The organism is Mesorhizobium sp. XAP4 (assembly GCF_029269325.1).
GTDB classification, from domain to species: domain Bacteria; phylum Pseudomonadota; class Alphaproteobacteria; order Rhizobiales; family Rhizobiaceae; genus Mesorhizobium; species Mesorhizobium ciceri.
This window is the reverse complement of record NZ_JARIXW010000002.1, coordinates 920,124-938,531: the sequence shown is the minus strand read 5'-3', so window position 1 is coordinate 938,531 and position 18,408 is coordinate 920,124. Positions and strand designations below refer to the sequence as shown.

18 protein-coding genes are annotated in these 18,408 nt (G+C 63.4%); 9 read left to right on the top strand and 9 right to left on the bottom strand.

Translation table 11 applies throughout. From position 1 onward, the window contains the following. The first annotated feature begins 7 nt into the window (after nucleotides 1-7). A complete protein-coding gene (locus tag P3C39_RS13495; RefSeq protein WP_275953519.1) occupies nucleotides 8-1,036 on the top strand; it encodes a zinc-dependent alcohol dehydrogenase family protein in 1,029 nt (342 codons plus the stop codon). 84 nt (nucleotides 1,037-1,120) lie between these two features. Here P3C39_RS13495 and P3C39_RS13490 read toward each other — a convergent pair whose 3' ends face one another. Further along, nucleotides 1,121-2,230: a TRAP transporter substrate-binding protein gene (locus P3C39_RS13490; RefSeq protein ID WP_013528215.1), complete on the bottom strand. Its 1,110-nt coding sequence runs from the start codon at nucleotides 2,228-2,230 to the stop codon at nucleotides 1,121-1,123. A 263-nt stretch (nucleotides 2,231-2,493) separates the two neighbouring features. Between P3C39_RS13490 and P3C39_RS13485 the strand changes: the two genes are divergently transcribed. Then, nucleotides 2,494-3,267 carry a gamma-glutamyl-gamma-aminobutyrate hydrolase family protein gene (locus tag P3C39_RS13485; protein ID WP_275953174.1) on the top strand — a complete coding sequence of 258 codons (774 nt, stop codon included), beginning with the start codon at nucleotides 2,494-2,496 and terminating at the stop codon, nucleotides 3,265-3,267. On the opposite strand, the gene P3C39_RS13480 is transcribed toward P3C39_RS13485, so the two are convergent. From P3C39_RS13480 to P3C39_RS13460, 5 genes are all read right to left on the bottom strand, one after another. Beyond that, nucleotides 3,268-3,672 carry a hypothetical protein gene (locus P3C39_RS13480; protein WP_024501916.1) on the bottom strand — a complete coding sequence of 135 codons (405 nt, stop codon included), beginning with the start codon at nucleotides 3,670-3,672 and terminating at the stop codon, nucleotides 3,268-3,270. An 82-nt stretch (nucleotides 3,673-3,754) separates the two neighbouring features. Further along, nucleotides 3,755-4,738 carry a 2-hydroxyacid dehydrogenase gene (locus P3C39_RS13475; RefSeq protein ID WP_127369338.1) on the bottom strand — a complete coding sequence of 328 codons (984 nt, stop codon included), beginning with the start codon at nucleotides 4,736-4,738 and terminating at the stop codon, nucleotides 3,755-3,757. Further along, nucleotides 4,735-5,757, bottom strand: a complete 1,023-nt coding sequence (locus tag P3C39_RS13470; RefSeq protein WP_081714208.1) for a LacI family DNA-binding transcriptional regulator — start codon at nucleotides 5,755-5,757, stop codon at nucleotides 4,735-4,737. Before P3C39_RS13470 ends, P3C39_RS13475 begins: the two co-directional genes overlap by 4 nt. 77 nt (nucleotides 5,758-5,834) lie before the next feature. Beyond that, entirely contained in the window at nucleotides 5,835-6,719 is an 885-nt protein-coding gene (locus tag P3C39_RS13465; protein WP_063173523.1) for a DMT family transporter, read from the bottom strand. 198 nt (nucleotides 6,720-6,917) lie between these two features. Further along, nucleotides 6,918-7,325, bottom strand: a complete 408-nt coding sequence (locus tag P3C39_RS13460) for a DUF2000 family protein (RefSeq protein ID WP_024501919.1) — start codon at nucleotides 7,323-7,325, stop codon at nucleotides 6,918-6,920. A 49-nt stretch (nucleotides 7,326-7,374) separates the two neighbouring features. Here P3C39_RS13460 and P3C39_RS13455 point away from each other — a divergent pair, with 49 nt between their 5' ends. Next, nucleotides 7,375-8,244 (top strand): AraC family transcriptional regulator, encoded by an 870-nt coding sequence (locus P3C39_RS13455; protein WP_275953175.1) that lies wholly within the window; start codon nucleotides 7,375-7,377, stop codon nucleotides 8,242-8,244. A gap of 24 nt (nucleotides 8,245-8,268) precedes the next feature. On the opposite strand, the gene P3C39_RS13450 is transcribed toward P3C39_RS13455, so the two are convergent. Continuing rightward, a complete protein-coding gene (locus P3C39_RS13450; RefSeq protein WP_013528223.1) occupies nucleotides 8,269-8,739 on the bottom strand; it encodes a MarR family winged helix-turn-helix transcriptional regulator in 471 nt (156 codons plus the stop codon). Between the two features lie 221 nt (nucleotides 8,740-8,960). Then, nucleotides 8,961-9,707, bottom strand: coding sequence for an intradiol ring-cleavage dioxygenase (locus tag P3C39_RS13445; RefSeq protein ID WP_063169833.1), 747 nt, complete (start codon nucleotides 9,705-9,707; stop codon nucleotides 8,961-8,963). Between the two features lie 199 nt (nucleotides 9,708-9,906). On the opposite strand from P3C39_RS13445, the gene P3C39_RS13440 reads away from it, so the two are divergent. Both P3C39_RS13440 and P3C39_RS13435 read left to right on the top strand, forming a co-directional pair. Continuing rightward, nucleotides 9,907-10,962: a GTP-binding protein gene (locus P3C39_RS13440; RefSeq protein WP_275953176.1), complete on the top strand. Its 1,056-nt coding sequence runs from the start codon at nucleotides 9,907-9,909 to the stop codon at nucleotides 10,960-10,962. A 253-nt stretch (nucleotides 10,963-11,215) separates the two neighbouring features. After that, complete coding sequence (locus tag P3C39_RS13435; RefSeq protein WP_275953177.1) at nucleotides 11,216-12,190, top strand: WD40 repeat domain-containing protein; 975 nt, start codon at nucleotides 11,216-11,218, stop codon at nucleotides 12,188-12,190. A 6-nt stretch (nucleotides 12,191-12,196) separates the two neighbouring features. On the opposite strand, the gene P3C39_RS13430 is transcribed toward P3C39_RS13435, so the two are convergent. Continuing rightward, entirely contained in the window at nucleotides 12,197-12,649 is a 453-nt protein-coding gene (locus P3C39_RS13430; protein WP_013528227.1) for a hypothetical protein, read from the bottom strand. A gap of 155 nt (nucleotides 12,650-12,804) precedes the next feature. Here P3C39_RS13430 and P3C39_RS13425 point away from each other — a divergent pair, with 155 nt between their 5' ends. From P3C39_RS13425 to P3C39_RS13410, 4 genes are all read left to right on the top strand, one after another. After that, a complete protein-coding gene (locus P3C39_RS13425) occupies nucleotides 12,805-14,184 on the top strand; it encodes an aspartate aminotransferase family protein (RefSeq protein ID WP_127369174.1) in 1,380 nt (459 codons plus the stop codon). Nucleotides 14,185-14,195: 11 nt separating this feature from the next. After that, nucleotides 14,196-15,602, top strand: coding sequence for a glutamine synthetase family protein (locus P3C39_RS13420; protein WP_275953520.1), 1,407 nt, complete (start codon nucleotides 14,196-14,198; stop codon nucleotides 15,600-15,602). 80 nt (nucleotides 15,603-15,682) lie between these two features. Beyond that, nucleotides 15,683-16,918 carry a putative DNA modification/repair radical SAM protein gene (locus P3C39_RS13415; protein WP_275953178.1) on the top strand — a complete coding sequence of 412 codons (1,236 nt, stop codon included), beginning with the start codon at nucleotides 15,683-15,685 and terminating at the stop codon, nucleotides 16,916-16,918. 2 nt (nucleotides 16,919-16,920) lie between these two features. Further along, the gene (locus P3C39_RS13410; RefSeq protein ID WP_275953179.1) at nucleotides 16,921-18,378 is read left to right on the top strand and encodes a UdgX family uracil-DNA binding protein; all 1,458 of its coding nucleotides are present in this window, start codon (nucleotides 16,921-16,923) and stop codon (nucleotides 18,376-18,378) included. Nucleotides 18,379-18,408 lie beyond the last annotated feature (30 nt).

Sequence of the window (18,408 nt, the reverse complement as noted above, 5' to 3'; positions counted from 1 at the left end):
CAAGACCATGAAAGCGGTGCGGCTGGAAGCAGTGGGCGACATCACGCTGCGCGACGTCGACATGCCCGACATCGGTGCGGATGAGCTACTGGTGCGCATCGAAGCCTGCGGCGTCTGCGGCACGGACCGGCATCTGTTTCACGGTGAATTTCCTTGCACGCCACCGGTGACGCCCGGCCATGAGTTTTCCGGCATCGTCGAGGCGATCGGAAAATCGGTCTCGGGTTTTGCCATCGGCGATCGTGTTACCGGCGACCCCAACATAGCCTGCGGGCGCTGCGCACACTGTCACGCGGGACAAGTCAATCTCTGCAGCAATCTGTGCGCGATCGGCATTCATCGCGACGGCGGCTTTGCCGAATATCTTGCCTTGCCGCAGAAGCAGGCTTTCGTCCTGCCTGTAGGCCTGAACCCCCTGCACGGTGCCTTCTGCGAGCCGCTCGGCTGTTGCCTGCACGGCGTCGACCTGGCCGGTATCAAACCGGGCAGGTCGGTGGTCGTGCTTGGCGGCGGCGTGATCGGCCTGCTCACCGTGCAGCTGGCAAGACTGGCGGGAGCCACGACCATCATCCTGTCGACCAGGCAGGCTTCGCGGCGCGCCCTCGCCGAGGACCTCGGCGCGACAGCGACGATCGATCCGACAGCCACCGATGTCATCGATGCGATCGCCGGACCGGCCGGTCTGGCGCCAGGTGGCGTCGACGTCGTCTTCGAATGCGCCGGCGTGCGAGAGACCGTCGAGCAGTCCATGCGGCTGGCCCGAGCCGGCGGCACGGTCGTCATTGTCGGCGTGACGCCGCAAGGCATGAAAGCGGAATTCGAGCCGTTCGACCTGTTGTTCCGGGAACTGAAGGTGCTCGGTTCCTTCCTCAATCCCTACACCCATCGCCGCGCCGCCGAACTCATCGCTTCCGGTGCGGTCGAGATCGACAGGCTGATCTCCAGGCAGGTGTCGCTTGAAGAAGCGCCAGCGGTGATCGCCAATCCGCCGGCGCCCGGCGAGGTCAAGGTTCTGGTGGTGCCGCGCCGCGGCTGAACCGCCGGCTTCGCCTCCCGGCATATACAGAAAAGCTCCCTGAGCGGGTCCGCCCAGAGAGCTTTTGAGCAGAAGTCCGGCCGGCTACAGCTTGCCGTTGCGCTGCTGGACCATCATGAAGGTGTCGTAATTGTATTCGGCCACCTGTGCCCAGAGATAATGCTCCTTGCGGAAGCCCTTGATCGATTCCCAGATCTTCTTGAACGGGGCGTTGGAGGCTTCCATTTCGGTATAGACCTCGTTGGCCTTTTCGAAGCAGGCGGCCATGATCTCCTGGCTGAACGGGCGCAGTTTCGCGCCGCCGGCCACCAGCCGCTTCACCGCCGCAGGGTTCAGATAATCGTATTTCTGCAGCATGTTGGCGTCGGCCGCCTGCGCGGCAGTGTGCAGCAGCGACTTGTACGTCGGCGAAAGCTCTTCGTACTTCGCCTTGTTGAACATCAGGTGGACAGTCGGGCCGCCCTCCCACCAGCCGGGATAGTAATAATAGGGCGCCACCTTGTAGAAGCCGAGCTTCTCGTCGTCATAGGGGCCCACCCATTCGGCCGCGTCGATGGTGCCTTTTTCCAACGCCGGATAGATGTCGCCGCCGGCGATCTGCTGCGGCACGACGCCGAGTTTCTGCACCACCTTGCCGGCAAAACCGCCGATTCGCATCTTGAGGCCGGAAAGGTCGGCCACCGTGTTGATTTCCTTTCGGAACCAGCCACCCATCTGCACGCCGGTGTTGCCGCCCGGCAGGCCGAAAAGACCCTGCGTGGCGAGAAACTCGTTGAACAGGTCGATGCCGCCGCCATGGTAATGCCAGGCATTCATGCCGCGTGCGTTGAGCGAAAAGGGAACCGCCGCACCGAGCGCCCATGTCGGGTCCTTGCCCCAGTAATAATATGCCACCGTATGGCAGGCCTCGACCGTGCCGGCCGTGGTGGCGTCGGCGGCCTGCAGGCCAGGCACCAGCTCACCGGCAGCAAAAACCTGGATCTGGAAATTGCCGTCGGTGGCTTCCGACAGCATCTTCGAGAACACCTCGGCGCCGCCATAGATGGTGTCGAGCGACTTCGGGAAGGACGACGCCAGCCGCCATGTCACCTTGGGATTGGACTGGGCGATTGCAGGCGCCGCCAGCGTGGCCGCCGCCGCCGCGGCACCGACGCCGGTGACACCGGCCTTGCGAATGAATGAACGACGATCCATGAAGTTCCTCCCTTTTGGATGAACAGGCCGACGTCAGAAAATCCTCGGTTTCCGTGTCGGTTCGTTCGAGACAATACACAGGCAAGAAGTCGAGTCCAGCAGGCCGGCCCGATTTGACGGCGAAGCCCGGCTGCACTGCAACTATAGTCTAACAGGCCGTTTCGTGGCCCATGCGACACGCCGAAACTTGGCATGGAAAAATAACGTGGGATCGCCTATTTTGAAGGCAGGTATCCCTTGCCCCGATGGAACATAGAGCCAAAATGCATCAGCCGCTCGTCGCCATATCGACCGACGTCCGTCAGTTCGACAACTACACCTGGCACGCCGCCCCACAACAATATCTGGAAGCGGCGATCGCCGGCGCCGGCGTGTTCCCGGTGCTGGTGCCATCGTTCGGCGACCGGCTCGATTTCGACGAACTCCTGTCGTCGGTCGACGGCGTCATGGTCACCGGCTCGAAATCCAATGTGCATCCCTCGCTCTATGGCGGCGACGCCAGTGAAGCCAATGGCCCCTATGATCCGGCGCGCGACGCCACGACGCTGCCGCTGATCCGCCGGGCGATCGAACGCGGCGTGCCGCTGCTCGCCATCTGCCGCGGCATCCAGGAACTGAACGTGGCGTTGGGCGGCACGCTCGGCACCGAGATCCAGGAGCGCGAGGGCTCGCTCGATCACCGCGCGCCGGTGAGCGAGAAGCAGGACGAACGCTTCGCCATCCACCAGACCATTTCGATCAAACCTGACAGTTGCCTGGCCGGTGTGTTCGGTGCCGGCGACATCAAGGTCAATTCGTTGCACCGCCAGGCGATCGACCGGCTCGGCTCGAAGCTGCAGATCGAGGCCGTCGCCACCGACGGTACGGTCGAGGCGGTTTCGGTGCGGGACGCCCGCGCCTTCGCCGTCGGCGTGCAATGGCACCCGGAATACTGGGTCAAGTCGGACAGCAATTCGGTGAAAATATTCCGTGCCTTCGGCGATGCGGTTCGGCTGCACGCCGCAGCGAAGGCGGGCGCGCGGGCCGCAGCGGAATAATCAGTCGCCGGATTTTTTATCACGGGTGGCCGCCAGCGACAGCAGCGGCAGCGCCGGGGCATAGGATTCGTAGCCGTCGCCATCGGCAGCCGCGAAGGTGACGATTGGATCGGTGCCATTGGCGCTGAAGGCAACGGTGCCATCGTTTTGCTCGCGCCAGAACTTCGCCTGTTCTATGCCCGGCAAGAGCCGACGGCATTTGGGAGCAACGGTGAGCAACGACAAACCGTCCGAAATTTCGGCTCCGCGGCTGACTGCACAGACCGCCTCATCGCCATTGGCGACCAGCCTGTAGCTGTTGGACGGGGCGGCCTCGTTGGCTACGCTTTCCCGGCTGCCGCCATGAAACAGCTGAATGCCACCAAACAGCGCTGCGGCAGCGATCAATGCGGAAAGTGCTTTCATCATTCTTCATCCACGTACACGGACAGGTTGAACAATGATTCCAAAGGGTTAAGCTGACGTTAATAAATGTGGCAGCCACCGATCAGTTTCTAGCCTTCACATGCGCCGTCTCGGGCACCGGCGTCAGCGGCCGGCGCTCGGTGAACCAGGACACCAGATTGTCGACGCACAGATCCGCCATGGCGCGGCGTGTATGGTCCGAGGCCGAGCCGACATGCGGCAGCAGCGAGGTGTTGGGCGCGTCGAGCAGCGCCTTGGGCACGTTCGGTTCGTCGGCAAAGACATCGAGGCCGGCAGCGGCGATGGTGCCGTTGGCAAGGGCTGCCGCAAGCGCTGCCTCATCGACCGTGCTGCCACGGCCGATGTTGACGAAGACGCCGTTGGCGCCAAGCGCCGACAGTATCTCGGCATTGACCGCCTTCTCCGTCGAGGCGCCGCCCGGCGCGACCGAAATCAGCGTATCCACGGCTTCGGCAAGCCCTTTCAGGGTCGCATGATAGTGGTAGGAAAGACCTTCGACACGGCGCCGGTTGTGGTAGGCGACCGGCAAGCCAAAGGCCTCCAGACGCCGGGCAATGGCCTGCCCGATGCGGCCCATGCCGAAAATACCCACACTGCGCCCGCGCAAGGTCAGCCGGCTCAGCGGATAGTTGCCCTTGCGCACCCAGCTGCCGTCGCGCAGCCAGGTCTCGGCGCGCGGCAGGTCGCGGATGGTGTTGATCAACAGCCCGATCGTGGTGTCGGCGACCTCCTCGGTCAACACGTCGGGCGTGTTGGTGACCATGATGTTTTTCGCCGCCGCATGACCGACATCGACCGAATCATAGCCGACGCCGAAGGAAGCGATGAGTTCGAGGTTGGGCAATGCATCCATCATCGCCGCGTTGATGCCGGCGAACGAAGCGACGCCGCGCACATCACTGCGCATCTCGTCGGTGACGAGCGCCGGATCGGCGCGTTCAATTCTGACACGCCTGAACGTGCGGTTGATGCGGTCGACCGCGTGGTCGTTGAAATCGCCCGGCACCAGGATGGCGACGGTCTGCAACTGTTCGGCCTTGGTCATGCACGCTCCACCGGCTTGCCGGTCGACTGACGCACATGCAGTTCCGGCTTGATCAATTCCTGCGAGGGTCGCACCGTCTGCCCGTTGAGCTTGTCGAGCAGCGCGCTGGCGGCGCGGCGGCCCACCTCGCGCTGGCCGTTCCAGACTGTGGTCAGCGCCGGCGTCGCGATCGCCGCCTCTTCGAGGTCGTCATAGCCGGTGACCGAGATGTCGACGCCCGGGACCAGGCCGGCGCGGGCAATGCCGTTCATCAGGCCGATGGCGACGAGGTCGTTCCAGCAGCAGGCTGCCGTCGGCCTGTCCTTCAGCGCCAGGAACTGTCCGGCGGCCTCGAAGCCGGCCTGCTTGGTGCGCGGCCCGGCGATGCGCCAGGATGGCCTGACTTCCAGCCCGGCCGCCTCCATCGCGTTGATATAGCCTTGGTAGCGGTCACGGCCGGTCGAGGTCTGGTCGGTGCCGCCGATCATGGCGATGCGCTTGTGGCCGAGCGAGATCAGGTGGTTGGTGGCGAGGCCTGTTCCATAAGAGTCGTCGCCGCGAAAGACCGGCACGTCGGCACCCTCGACGGTGCGCGCGATCAGCACAGCCGGCAGGCCGTTCTCCTCGGCCATCACGATGTCGGAAGCCGGCGTGCCTATCGCCGGCGACATGATGACGCCGTCGGCGCCGAGTTGCAAAAGCGTATCGATGAAAGTGCGCTGCTTTTCGAGCTGATCATAGTGGTTGGACAGGATGAAGGTTTGCCGGCTGCGGTCGAGCTCGCTTTCGATCGAGCGCAGGATCTCGGCGAAGAACGGGTTCATGATGTCGTGCACGACGACGCCGACAATGCCGGAACGCGAGGTGCGCAGGCTGGCGGCGCGTCGGTTGTAGATATAGCCGATGGCGCGGGCATGTTCCTTGATGCGGTCACGGGTGGTCCCGGCAACAAGAGGGCTGTCGCGCAGCGCCAGCGAGACCGTGGCCGTGGACACGCCGAGCGCATCCGCGATCGTCGAAAGCTTGATTTTTTGTGCCAGCGACGTGTGCTCCCCGGACCTGACTTTCCAGACCTAAACTGTTTAAAGGCGGCGTTATGCCACCGATCGGGGGCAAATCAAAGTTTTTTTGCCAACGCCTCGGCCTCGACGTCCGAGGCCGCGCGGCTCCGCAGCCGAAGCCTATGCTCGCGATGGACGATGTAGAGGCCGCTGGCGACGATGATGGCGGCGCCGACCAGCGTCCAGCGGTCGGGAAACTGCTTGAAGACGATCCATCCGGAAATGATCATCCACACCATCTGCGAATAGGGATAGGGCGCCAAAGCCGTGGTCGTCGCCAGCCGGTAGGCCTGGACGAGCAGCCAGTGACCGACGCCGCCGAACACGCCGAGCATCAGCAGCACGAACCAGTGCCAGCCGTCATGCGGCAAGGAAAACGAAAACGGCAGCAGGGGCAACAGCAGCAGCGCCGGCGCCAGCGCCGAAAACAGGATGAGGCTCTCCGATGTCTCGGTCGCCGACATGCGGCGCGTCATGATGACGTAGAAGCAGTTCGACAGCATCGAGCCGAGCGCGAAGAGATGTCCGATGCCGAACACGCCGACGCCCGGTCGGGTGATGATGAGGACGCCGGCAAAGGCCGCCAGGATGGCCAGCCAGCGCCGCCAGCCCGCCCACTCGCCAAGCAGCGGACCGGCCAGCGCCGTGATCACCATCGGCCCAAAGAAATAGATCGAGGTTGTCTCGGCCAGTTGCAGGGATTTGAGCGCCAGGACATTGAATATGGTCGATCCGAACAGGAAAGCCCCGCGCAGGATATGCGCAGGCAGGTTGACCGGGCGAAACCGCATGGGTTGGCGCCAGCCGCGCAACAGGGTGCCGACCAGGATGACATGCACGGCAAAGCGCACCCAGGCAACGACCAGCACGGAAATGCCGGCGAGGACGAGGTATTTGCTTGATGTGTCGAGGAAGGTGAAGCAGACGTAAGTGGAAAGCATGCACAGGATCGCCACCGGGGGCGTCGCGCTTTCTACATGTCTTTGGGGAGCACTCACTTGCAGGCCGGGTGGGAACTGGGCTGGACCCACCTTTGCGGGAATTGCCGGCTCCCGGCAAGCCAATTGTCGGCTGTCGCCACGCCAAAGCCGGCTGGCACAACAAGTGTCGGCGGCAGGCTTAGTCGATGCCTTTGAAAGCTACGGGTGCATACGGGCGCCCTTGGTGATCTTATCGACCAGCTTCTTGTCGGCGCGAAGCGCGATCCCGACCACCTTGGCATCTTCAGGCGCAAATTCGGCGAAGACGGCCCGGTTGGCCGCGTCAAAGCCGGTCGAAAACATCTCCTCGACATAGAGCGAGGTGGTCACGCCGCGCTCCAATGTGCGCCGGTGGATCGTGCCCAGCGTGGCCTGGTCGGCGGACAAAACGATGACCGGCTGGATCGACAGCGGGTTATAGAGATTGCCGGCGCGGTCGCGATAGGGTTCGCCGATGATGTCGCGAAACTGGGCGACAATGCCGCTGGTCAGGAAGGCGGTGACGTTGAGTTTCTGCCAGACCGGCAGATCCTCCCTGAGCACGATTGCAAATTTCGTATCGAACATGAGACATTGGCCATTCGGTTTGTGCCCCAATGCGAGGCTTAAGGAGACGATGTCGCACGATCTAGACAGCCAGGCCTTCGAGGGTCTTGGACGTTTGTGCATCGATGCGGCGGAAAACCGTATTATCTCCGGTCCCGATCCCGCAGGCATGGAGCGGATCGAGGCACGCTTCCATGGCAGCGCGTTCGACCTGCATCGCCACGACACCTATGCGATCGGGGTAACGCTGCACGGTGTGCAGACGTTTCGCTATCTTGGTGCTGCGCGTCACAGCCTTCCAGGCCAGATCATCGTGCTACACCCCGACGAACTGCATGACGGCGGCGCCGGCACCGAGGACGGCTTGCGCTACCGAATGCTCTATTTGGAGCCGTCGCTGATGCTCGACTGCCTCGGCGGCGCTTCGCTGCCTTTTGTGAGGGATGGCGTGGTGACGGACGCGGCCTTTTGCGCAACGCTGCTTTCGGCTCTGGGGCCGCTGGAGCAGGAACTCGACGACCTGTTCGTCGACGACTTCCTGGTCCAACTGATGCAAAGCCTGACCCGGCACGGCGGCCAGCCGGCAAAGCCGATGACACGGACGGCGTGGCGGGCGGCTGCACTGGCGCGCGGCTATCTCACGGAAAACCTGACCCGGCCGGTGCGCTCCGGCGAACTGGAAGCGATAACCGGGCTCGACCGCTATGCCTTGTCACGGCATTTCCGCGCGGCGTTCTCGACCAGTCCGCATCGCTTCCTGGTGATGCGCCGGCTTCAGCGTGCGCGGCGGATGATCGCCGCCGGCGAACCGTTGGCGCAGATCGCGGTCGAAGCCGGCTTCAGCGACCAGAGCCATTTCATCAGGCAGTTCAAGAAGGCGTTCGGCATGACACCGGGACGCTGGTCATCGCTGATCCAGGGCTCTGCCGCGGCGGCTTGATCGCCTGCCGCGACAATCCGCCGGTCAGTCGTCCGACTCGGCGTCGTCGTCGATGAGCACCAGTTCCTCGTTCGAGAGGTTGGCCTCGATGCGGGCAAGCAGTTTGAACAGCGACTTCTGGTCCTTCTTGTCGAGGCCCTTCAGCGCCTGCTTTTCGGTCTTCTTCACCGATTTCTCGATGGCGTGGATGATGTCGCGGCCTGTATCGGTGAGGAAGATGTGGGCCTGGCGGGCATCGGCTTCAGAAGCGCGCTTCTCCAGGAAACCCTGGGCCTGCAGCCGGTTGATGGTCTTGGTGATCGTCGGCGGGCGCACGCCGAGACGTCCGGCAAGATTGCCCGGCGTCTGGCCGTCCTCACGGTCGAGCGCCAGCATGATCTGGTCCTGGCCGGCATAGAAGCCGTGCGCCAGAAGCCGGGCAGCCAGCGCCGTCCTTGCCAGCCTTGCCGCGGAATGCAGCCGGCTCATTGTCGCAGTCTTGTCCGCCTTGGCCATGGTCTTCCCTCTTCGGCCGTACCGGTGCGGGCAGCATAGAGGCAGCCGGCCGGTTGGCAATCGACGATCAAAAAGATTCCGGTGCTTCAAACAGCTTTGCCGGCAAGCATTGTGGTGTCCGCCGTGGCTAATGCCAGATGTTTATTTCAGTTAGATGACAAACGAATTCCCAGCCGGAGTTTTCGTCGCGAGCAGGGTGGTGGTGGTGGAGTGACCGCCGCTCAGCCGGACTTCACCGCCACGATCATCAGCGCCTGATAGGCATCCTCCAACTCGCGCAGCGCAGCCTGCGATTGCGATCCGGCCCGCCTGGCGATGCCGTCATCGGCATTTGAAGTGTCGCGCTTGCCGGGCCGGTCATTGTAGGGCGCGACAGAGGTGAAGATCTGCTCGCTGAGGCTGTCGGGGAAAAACAACTGGCCGGTCATCACCGACCTGTCGTCAGGGAAGACCTTGAAATGGATATGGGTGGTGCGGCCGCGATACCAGCCGGGATAGATCGTGGCGAAGGAGACGATGCCGCTTGCATCGGTTTTCTGCCAACCACGCAGGAAGGTCTGGCCCGACGTGTCGACGTCGCGGCCGTCACCCTGTCCGGGATAGCCGGAATAGGCGCCCTGCGCGTCGCAATGCCAGATATCGACGCGGGCGCCGGCAAGTGGGCGGCAGTCCACGTCGACAACCTGCAGCCGGACGTCAAGGGCAATACCTTTCTTGCCTTCGGTGACATCGGCACGTTCGAGTTTCGGGTCGAAATAGAACGGTCCCTCGGTCACTTCAGGCGTAATGGTGCAGACACCGGCGCCGTTTTCGAACAAGGCCAGTCCGGCATAGGGTGAAGCCTGGGCAGCCGAAGATTGAGCGGCCATTGCCGAGGCCGGCAGGAAGGCACCACCTCCGGCGGTGACCGCGATCAACCCGAGCGCCTGGCGCCGGCTCAATGAGAAGGAGGATGGCTTGCCGGACATATCATGCCTCTCAAATTGACCTTCCGCATCCCGAGCTAGGCAATCACAGCGGCTTTCGCCAGTCAAAATCCGGTATTGTAGCAAGCCGGTTTGGCCCATCGGTTTGCCCCGTGCAAAAGCCCGGCACACATCCTATATGGAACCGACAATCCCTTTTGAGGGCCGGATCTTTCGCGGCCCAGCACTTTCGAGGCAAGCCATGAGCGACGCACAGACGCAAATCCCCGTAACCGTTCTCACCGGCTATCTCGGCGCCGGCAAGACGACGCTGCTCAACCGCATCCTGTCGGAAAACCACGGCAAGCGCTACGCCGTCATCGTCAACGAGTTCGGTGAAATCGGCATCGACAACGATCTGATCGTGGAATCCGACGAGGAAATCTACGAGATGAACAATGGTTGTGTCTGCTGCACGGTGCGCGGCGACCTGATCCGTGTCGTCGAGGGCCTGATGCGCCGCCCCGGCCGCTTCGACGCCATCGTCGTCGAGACCACCGGGCTCGCCGATCCGGTGCCGGTGGCGCAGACCTTCTTCATGGACGACGATGTGCGCTCCAAGACCAAGCTTGACGCGGTGGTGGCGCTGGTCGACGCCAAGCACCTGCCGTTGCGGCTCAAGGATTCCAGGGAAGCCGAGGACCAGATCGCCTTCGCCGACGTCGTCGTGCTCAACAAGACCGACCTCGTCACGTCAGAAGAACTCGCCAAGGTCGAGGCAACGATCCGCGCCATCAATCCGGCGGCAAAGATCCATCGTACCACCCGCGCCGGCGTCGACCTGACCGAAGTACTCGACCGCGGCGCTTTCGATCTGTCCCGGGCACTGGAAAACGATCCGCACTTCCTCGAGGCGCATGACGATCACGATCATCATGACCACGACGGCCACGATCACCACCACCATGATCATGACGGGCACGACCACCACCATCATGCGCATGCTTCCGACATTCATGACGTGACGGTGCAATCGGTGTCGCTGCGCGGCGGCGAGATGGATCCGAAGAAATTCTTCCCCTGGATCGAGAAGATCACCCAGATGGAAGGCCCCAACATCCTGCGGCTGAAAGGCATCATCGCGCTCAAGGGCGACGACGAGCGCTATGTCATCCAGGGCGTGCACATGATCATCGAAGGCGACCACCAGCGCGCCTGGAAAGACGGCGAAAAGCACGAGAGCCGGCTGGTGTTCATCGGCAGGGAACTCGACGCCGAGCGGCTGAAGAAGAGTTTTGACGCCTGCCAGGCGGCTTGATTTCCAAGCCTTATAACGCTAGCGCTGCCCCTTCTGTCCTTCTCCCCTTGTGGGAGAAGGTGGCCGTGCGAAGCTCGGTCGGATGAGGGGTGCTCCAGCTGGGCACCGACGGCGATCCGTCCAACACCCCTCAACCGTCTCGGCGCTGCGCGCCGATCCACCTTCTCCCACAAGGGGAGAAGGTTGGCGCCACACCCGGCCGCGCTGGCGACTTCCCGGGGATGGCAACAAACTTCATTGGAATGGTTCCCTGATGCCCACAGTCGCCCCCCTAGACCTCGAAGGCCATTGCATCGCCGCCGTCTTTCTCGGCGACGTGCCGCATTTCGCGATGGCCGACGGCGCCATCCATCGGCTCGACCATGGCCACAAGACGGTTCAGGCCAATGACGGGCTGCTCGCCGCCTTCCATGATGCGGCCAATGACCGGCTGATCACCGGCGGCGAGGACGGCAAGGTGTTTGCCGTGAAAACGGGCGGCGAGGCCACGGAATTGGCAAGCGCGGCCAGGAAGTGGATCACCAGCGTTGCCGCCGGGCCGCAAGGCGCCATCGCCTATGCCTCAGGCAAGACTGCCTTCGTGCGCTTCGCCGACGGCAAGACTAGGGAATTCGTCCATCCGCGTTCGGTGGAGGGGCTGGCCTTCTCGCCCAAGGGCATGCGCTTCGGCGTCGCCCGCTACAATGGCGCGACGCTGCATTTCCCGGCCGCCGAGGGCAAGCCGGTGGAACTCGAATGGGCCGGCGCCCATACCGGCATCACCTTCTCGCCGGATGGCGCCTTCCTCATCACCACCATGCAAGAAAACGCATTGCACGGCTGGAAGCTCGCCGACGGCAAGCACATGCGCATGACCGGCTATCCCGGCAAGGTCAAAAGCCTGTCGTGGAGCGTAAAGGGCAAGTGGCTTGCGAGTTCCGGCGCGCCGGCGGCGATCGTCTGGCCGTTTTCCGGCAAGGACGGGCCGATGGGCAAGGCACCGCTGGAACTCGGCACGCGCGGCAACGCCATGGTGACGGCTGTCGCCTGTCACCCGAGCCAGGATGTCGTCGCCGTCGGCTATGATGACGGCATGGTGATGGCGGTGCGTTTTGCCGACGCCAAGGAAGTGCTGTTGCGGCGGCCGGGCAAGGGCGCCATCACCTCGATGATGTGGGACAAGGAAGAACGCCGCGTCGCCTTTGGCAGCGCGGCAGGCGACTGCGGCGTCATCGACATCACGGCCTGACCCCGCTCACTCCGCTCCGCACGACACTTTGCCGCTGATTTCAACCGGTTTGCCGTCCTGGTCCGTATCCGCCGCGGCGTCGTAGATGGAGAGCGTATAGCTCCCGTCGTAGACGCCTTCGTCGCTGGTCCTGGTCAGGATCGTCAGTTCGACCGAGTTGATCTTTTGCGCGGCCTCGTGCTCACGATAGATGTTCAGCCGCAATTCCTTGCCGTCGAGCCAGTACTGCGTCAGGTTGGAATCCTCGAACACAGTCTTGCGCAGGCTGTCGCTGGCAGGCCGGCTCAGAATTTCGAGGTTGCCGCGAAAGTTGAAGGTCGGCCCGCCCATGCCTCTGGTGACGCCGGCCTCGACCTCGAATGTCGCCGCCGTGTCGTCGGTGGAGCACCAGATGCCGCCCGAGGCGAAGGCCGCGCTCGCCGACGACAGGTGCATCGCCACACAGATGACTGTCCTCATCACCCCTCCCCCCTCAATTCCCGCTCATATTGGCGCCGACTTCGGCAGCACGGTCAAGCGCCGCCGCCAAAGGCTGAGCCAACGCAGGACAGATGCGCGGCCAATTGCGGATGCAGACACGGATTGGCTAAGAGGAATCGACCAGAGGGGTTTTCATGCACAGCGATATGTCCAAGACGTCCATCGGCGGCATCGGCCGCGACCGCATTGCCGATCTGCGCGAGACCGAGGGGGCAGCCTTCCGCAAGGCGCGGCCGCAATCTCAGGCGAAGGTCGGCAACGGCCTGCCCGGCTTCTTCGGCGGCGTGCCGATGCACTGGATGAACGACTGGCCGACGCCGTTCCCGATCCTGGTAGACAGCGCCAAGGGCGCCACGATCACCGACATCGACGGAAACAAGCTCGACGATTTCTGCCTTGGCGACACCGGCTCGATGTTCGGCCATTCGCCGCCGCCGGTGGCGCGCGCCATCCGCCGCCAGGCCGGACGTGGCCTGACCTATATGCTGCCTTCGGAAGACGCGCTGGCCATCGGGCCGCTGCTGCAGCAGCGCTTCGGCCTGCCGTTCTGGCAGATCGCGACGACGGCAACCGACGCAAACCGTTTTGCATTGCGCGTCGCCCGCGCCGTCACCGGCCGGGAGAAGATCCTTGTCTTCAACGGCTGCTACCATGGCTCGGTCGACGAGACGATGGTGCGGCTGATCGACGGCAAGCCCGTCAACCGGCCGGGATTGGCGGGCGAGTTCCGCGACCTGACCCGTACGGCCAAGGTCATCGAGTTCAACGATATCTCAGCACTCGAAGCCGCGCTTGGGGATAAGGACGTCGCCTGCGTCATCGCCGAACCGGTGCTGACCAACTCCTGCATGGTGCTTGCCGATCCGGGCTACCATGACGCCCTGCGCAAACTGACACGCCAAGCCGGCACACTGCTTCTGATCGACGAGACGCACACGATCTCGACCGGCCCCGGCGGCTACACGAGGAAATATGGTCTCGACCCGGACTTCTTCGTCCTGGGCAAGCCGATCGCCGGCGGCGTGCCGGCCAGTGTCTGGGGCATGAGCGACGACGTCGCCTCGCGCTACGCGGACTACAATAGGACCAAGGAGCCGGGCTATTCCGGCATGGGCACGACGCTCTCGGCCAACCCGCTGCAGTTCGCGGCGATGCGGGCCGCGCTTGAAGAGGTGATGACGCCGGAAAATTATGACCGCATGGATCACCTGGCGCGGCGGCTCGATGCCGGGTTGACCGGCGTGATCGATCGCTATCGCCTGCCCTGGCATGTTTCCCGTGTCGGCGCCCGCGTCGAGTTCATCTGCGCGCCCGGTCCGCTGCGCAATGGCGCCGAGGCGGAAGTGGCGCATGCGCCGGAACTGGAGGCCGCCATCCATGTCGCGCTGGTCAATCGCGGCGTGCTGATCGCACCCTTCCACAACATGATGCTGATCTCGCCGGCGACCACTGCGACCCAGGTCAACCGGCTGATCACCGCCTTCGGCGCGGTTGCGGCAAAGCTTGCGGCATGAGACAAGCGGCGATGGACAATCCCAATGCCATGATGACCTCACCTTCGGGCTCGACATCAGCCGAGGCGCACGCCTTTCTCGACGCCCATCCCGAGATCGAGGCCTTCGATATCGTGCTGACCGACGCCAATGGCGTCGGCCGCGGCAAGATCGTGCGCCGGCATGAGCTGAAGAGCATCTTCGAGGGCGGCCGCCACATGCCGATCTCGATCCTGGGCCTCGACATCACCGGCGAGGATGTGCACGAGACCGGGTTGATCTGGACTACCGGCGACGGCGATCTCAGGGCATGGCCGATCCCCGGTACGCTGGTGCCGCTCTACGGCACGAGCCCGCCGCGTGGCCAGCTGCTGATGGCGATGTACATGCTCGACGGCCGGCCGATGTCGTCGGATCCGCGGCTGGCGTTGGCTCGGCAAGTCGACATCCTGGCGGCCAAGGGCCTCTATCCGGCTGGCGCCTTCGAACTTGAATTCTTCCTGCTGGCCAATGAGCGCGATGCCGACGGCAAGGTGCAGCCGGCGCGCGCCGTGCTCGACGGCCGCGTCTCGGGCAAGACGGAAGTCTATTCCGTCGACCATCTGCACGGCATGGAGCCGCTGTTCTCCGACATCTATGCCGCAGCCAAGGCGCAAGGCATTCCGGCCGAGACGGTCATTTCCGAATATGCGCCCGGCCAGTACGAATTGACGCTGAACTACCGCAAGGATGTGATGCGGGCGGCCGACGATCTGGTCATGCTGAAGCGGCTGGTGCGGGCGCAGGCGCGCCGCCACGGCGTCACCGCCTGTTTCATGGCCAAGCCGATCGAGAAATATGCCGGCTCGGGCATGCATTTCCATGTATCGCTGCAGGACAAGGCCGGCCGGAACGTCTTTGCCGAAGCCGGCGGCGAGAGCTGGTCGCTGCCGCTGCTGCAAGGGCTCGGCGGCCTCATCCAGACCATGGCGGAATCGATGCTGGTGTTTGCGCCGCACGCCAATTCCTGGCGGCGCTTCGTCTCGCAATCCTATGCGCCGGTGGCACCGACATGGGGCGTCAACAACCGATCGGTGGCGCTGCGTGTGCCGGCCGGCGACGCCAAGAACCGGCGCATCGAGCACCGGCCGTCGGGCGTCGACGCCAACCCCTATCTGATCGCCGCAACCGTGCTCGCCGGCATCATCAAGGGCATGGATGAAGGGCTCGATCCGGGGCCCGAAACGACCGGCAACGGCTATGAGGCAGCGGTCACGCGCACAACCATGCCTGTCGACTGGCGCGCCGCGATCGAATCGGCCCGGGCGTCCAGCTTCCTGAAGAACGCGCTCGGCGAGGACCTGCACCGGACCTTCGTGGCAATCAAACAGTCCGAATACCTGCGCGTGGCACGCACGGTCAGCGAACTGGATTACCACCTCTATCTGCACGAAGTCTAAGGGCCGGGCGGGCGATCACTTTTTCGCCGTTTCCATCAAATGAGGTGGCATAAGGGCGGATAAGAACATATCATGAACGGATGAGCGCACTCACCGTCCGTGAAAAACTGGCTGTCCTCTCCGACGCCGCCAAATACGATGCGTCCTGCGCCTCATCGGGCGCGGCGAAAAAGGACTCGCTGGAATCAGGCGGCATCGGCTCCACCGAGGGCATGGGCATCTGCCATTCCTACGCGCCGGACGGCCGCTGCATTTCGCTGCTGAAAATCCTGCTGACCAATTTCTGCATCTATGATTGCAGCTACTGCATCAACCGATCGTCGTCCAATGTGCGGCGCGCCCGTTTCACCATCGACGAGGTGGTGAAACTGACAATGGATTTCTACCGGCGCAACTATATCGAAGGCCTGTTTCTGTCCTCCGGCGTCGTCCGCTCACCGGACGGGACCATGGGCGAGATGGTCGAAGTGGCACGCCGGCTGCGGCTGGAGGAGAAGTTCTCCGGCTATATCCACCTGAAAACCATTCCGGAAAGTTCGGCCGAACTGGTCGAGAAGGCAGGGCTTTATGCCGACCGGCTGTCGATCAATGTCGAGCTGCCGACCGACGAGGGTGTGAAGCGGCTGGCGCCCGAGAAGAAGCCGGAGACAATCCGGCTTTCCATGGCCAGGCTGCGCCAGAAGATGGAGGAGAAGGCCGAGCCGACTTTGAAGACCAAAAAGCGCGAACGCTTTGCGCCGGGCGGCCAGTCGACGCAGATGATCATCGGCGCCGACAAGACATCTGACGACGGCATATTGCACACGAGCGCCCGGCTCTATGGCAGCTACCATCTGCGGCGGGTCTATTACTCGGCCTTCAGTCCGATTCCGGATTCGTCGTCGTCGCTGCCCCTGCAGAAGCCGCCGCTGATGCGTGAGCACCGGCTTTATCAGGCCGACTGGCTGATGCGGTTTTACGGCTTTTCGCAACCGGAAATCCTCGCCGGCAGCAGCGACGGCATGCTCGATCTCGCCATCGACCCGAAGCTGGGCTGGGCACTGCGCAACCGGGGGCAGTTTCCCGTCGACATCAATCGCGCCGACCGCGAAGCGCTGCTGCGGGTGCCGGGTCTCGGCACCAAGGTGGTGGCGAAGATTTTGGAGACGCGTCGGCACCGGCGCATGCGGCTCGAGGACGTCGGACGGATCTGCCAGTCGATCGCCAAGCTCAGGCCGTTCATCATCGCCGAAGGCTGGTCACCTGGCGCGCTGACCGACAAGGCCGGCCTGCGCGAAAAGATTGCCTCCTCCTGCGAACAGTTGTCGTTGTTCTGATCATGCGGCCGGCGGAACTCGATCTCGCCAGATACAGAGTTCGGCTCGACAGCGAGACGGATTTTGCGGGCTGGCGTGACGCGGCACGGCGGCTGGCCTTGAATGAGGTCAGGCCCGAGGACGTCGACTGGCATGTCGCGCCAGGCTCTGATCAGGCACAATTGCCTGAAGTGCCTGCGGGCGCGCAACTCGTCGTACCGCGCGACTTCCTCGGGCATGCCGAAACGGCGTTCTGCCATTCCGATCCCGGCCGGTTTGCCTTTCTCTACCGAATGCTGTGGCGATTGCGCGACGAGCCTAAACTGCTGGAAATCGCGTCGGATTCCGACACCAGGCGGCTCGAGGCCATGGAGAAGGCGGTGCGGCGCGACAGCCACAAGATGCACGCCTTCGTACGTTTCCGGAAAATCGGCGACGGTGCCGATGAGCGCTATGTCGCCTGGTTCGAGCCGGATCATTTCATCGTCGAGCGCAACGCCGATTTCTTCGTCAGACGTTTCACCGGCATGCGCTGGACGATCCTGACCCCTTATGCCTCTGCCGACTGGGATGGCGAAAGGCTGGCGATCGGGCCGGGCGCGGCCAAGGGCGATGCGCCTGATCAGGACGATACCGAGGCGCTCTGGCGCACCTATTTCGAGAACATCTTCAACCCGGCGCGATTGAAGGTGAAAGCCATGCAGAAGGAGATGCCGAAGAAATATTGGCGGAACCTTCCCGAGGCCTCGCTCATTCCAGACATGATCGCAGGAGCGGACAAGGCCGCCAAGGACATGATTGCGAAGATGCCGACAACACCCGCGCCGCACCACGCAAAGGTGCAGGCACGGCATTGGCCGAAGCAGCCCGTCGAAGCACCGGAAGATGATGCAAGCACGATTCCGGAATTGCGCGAGGCAGCGAAAGGCTGCCGCCGCTGCCCGCTGTGGCGCGACGCGACGCAGACCGTCTTCGGTGAAGGCCCTGACAATGCCAAGGTGATCTTCGTCGGCGAACAGCCGGGGGATCAGGAGGACCTCGCCGGCAAACCTTTCGTAGGTCCGGCCGGCAAGGTGTTCGATGCGATCCTGGACGATGCCGGTGTCGACCGGCAAAAGGTCTATGTCACCAACGCGGTCAAGCACTTCAAGTTCGAGCCGCGCGGCAAGCGCCGCATCCACTCCAAACCGAATTCCGGTGAGATTCAGGCCTGCCGCTGGTGGATCGAACAAGAATTCGAGCTGATCAAGCCGAACCTCGCCGTGGCACTCGGCGCGACAGCGGCGATGTCGCTGCTCGGCAAGGCGATTCCGGTGACAAAGATGCGCGGACAAGTGATCGAGCGCGAGGACGGATTGCGCGTGTTCATCACCATCCATCCCTCCTTCATCCTGCGCATCCGCGAACCCGCGGACAAGGAGGCTGAACGCGAACGGTTCCTGCAGGATATGAAGCTGGTGAAGCGGCTGATGGCCGCCTGATTGTCTGTTTTGCGCGATTCCGGACGGAAA

What these genes read in the sequence shown, in the direction of transcription:
- P3C39_RS13495 (WP_275953519.1), top strand. Translation starts at nt 8, where the DNA reads ATGAAAGCGGTGCGGCTGGAAGCAGTGGGCGACATCACGCTGCGCGAC.
- P3C39_RS13415 (WP_275953178.1), top strand. Translation starts at nt 15,683, where the DNA reads ATGAGCGCACTCACCGTCCGTGAAAAACTGGCTGTCCTCTCCGACGCC.
- P3C39_RS13430 (WP_013528227.1), bottom strand. Translation starts at nt 12,649, where the DNA reads ATGAGGACAGTCATCTGTGTGGCGATGCACCTGTCGTCGGCGAGCGCG.
- P3C39_RS13460 (WP_024501919.1), bottom strand. Translation starts at nt 7,325, where the DNA reads ATGTTCGATACGAAATTTGCAATCGTGCTCAGGGAGGATCTGCCGGTC.
- P3C39_RS13435 (WP_275953177.1), top strand. Translation starts at nt 11,216, where the DNA reads ATGCCCACAGTCGCCCCCCTAGACCTCGAAGGCCATTGCATCGCCGCC.
- P3C39_RS13455 (WP_275953175.1), top strand. Translation starts at nt 7,375, where the DNA reads ATGTCGCACGATCTAGACAGCCAGGCCTTCGAGGGTCTTGGACGTTTG.
- P3C39_RS13410 (WP_275953179.1), top strand. Translation starts at nt 16,921, where the DNA reads ATGCGGCCGGCGGAACTCGATCTCGCCAGATACAGAGTTCGGCTCGAC.
- P3C39_RS13475 (WP_127369338.1), bottom strand. Translation starts at nt 4,738, where the DNA reads ATGACCAAGGCCGAACAGTTGCAGACCGTCGCCATCCTGGTGCCGGGC.
- P3C39_RS13425 (WP_127369174.1), top strand. Translation starts at nt 12,805, where the DNA reads ATGCACAGCGATATGTCCAAGACGTCCATCGGCGGCATCGGCCGCGAC.
- P3C39_RS13465 (WP_063173523.1), bottom strand. Translation starts at nt 6,719, where the DNA reads ATGCTTTCCACTTACGTCTGCTTCACCTTCCTCGACACATCAAGCAAA.
- P3C39_RS13485 (WP_275953174.1), top strand. Translation starts at nt 2,494, where the DNA reads ATGCATCAGCCGCTCGTCGCCATATCGACCGACGTCCGTCAGTTCGAC.
- P3C39_RS13440 (WP_275953176.1), top strand. Translation starts at nt 9,907, where the DNA reads ATGAGCGACGCACAGACGCAAATCCCCGTAACCGTTCTCACCGGCTAT.
- P3C39_RS13490 (WP_013528215.1), bottom strand. Translation starts at nt 2,230, where the DNA reads ATGGATCGTCGTTCATTCATTCGCAAGGCCGGTGTCACCGGCGTCGGT.
- P3C39_RS13450 (WP_013528223.1), bottom strand. Translation starts at nt 8,739, where the DNA reads ATGGCCAAGGCGGACAAGACTGCGACAATGAGCCGGCTGCATTCCGCG.
- P3C39_RS13420 (WP_275953520.1), top strand. Translation starts at nt 14,196, where the DNA reads ATGGACAATCCCAATGCCATGATGACCTCACCTTCGGGCTCGACATCA.
- P3C39_RS13480 (WP_024501916.1), bottom strand. Translation starts at nt 3,672, where the DNA reads ATGAAAGCACTTTCCGCATTGATCGCTGCCGCAGCGCTGTTTGGTGGC.
- P3C39_RS13445 (WP_063169833.1), bottom strand. Translation starts at nt 9,707, where the DNA reads ATGTCCGGCAAGCCATCCTCCTTCTCATTGAGCCGGCGCCAGGCGCTC.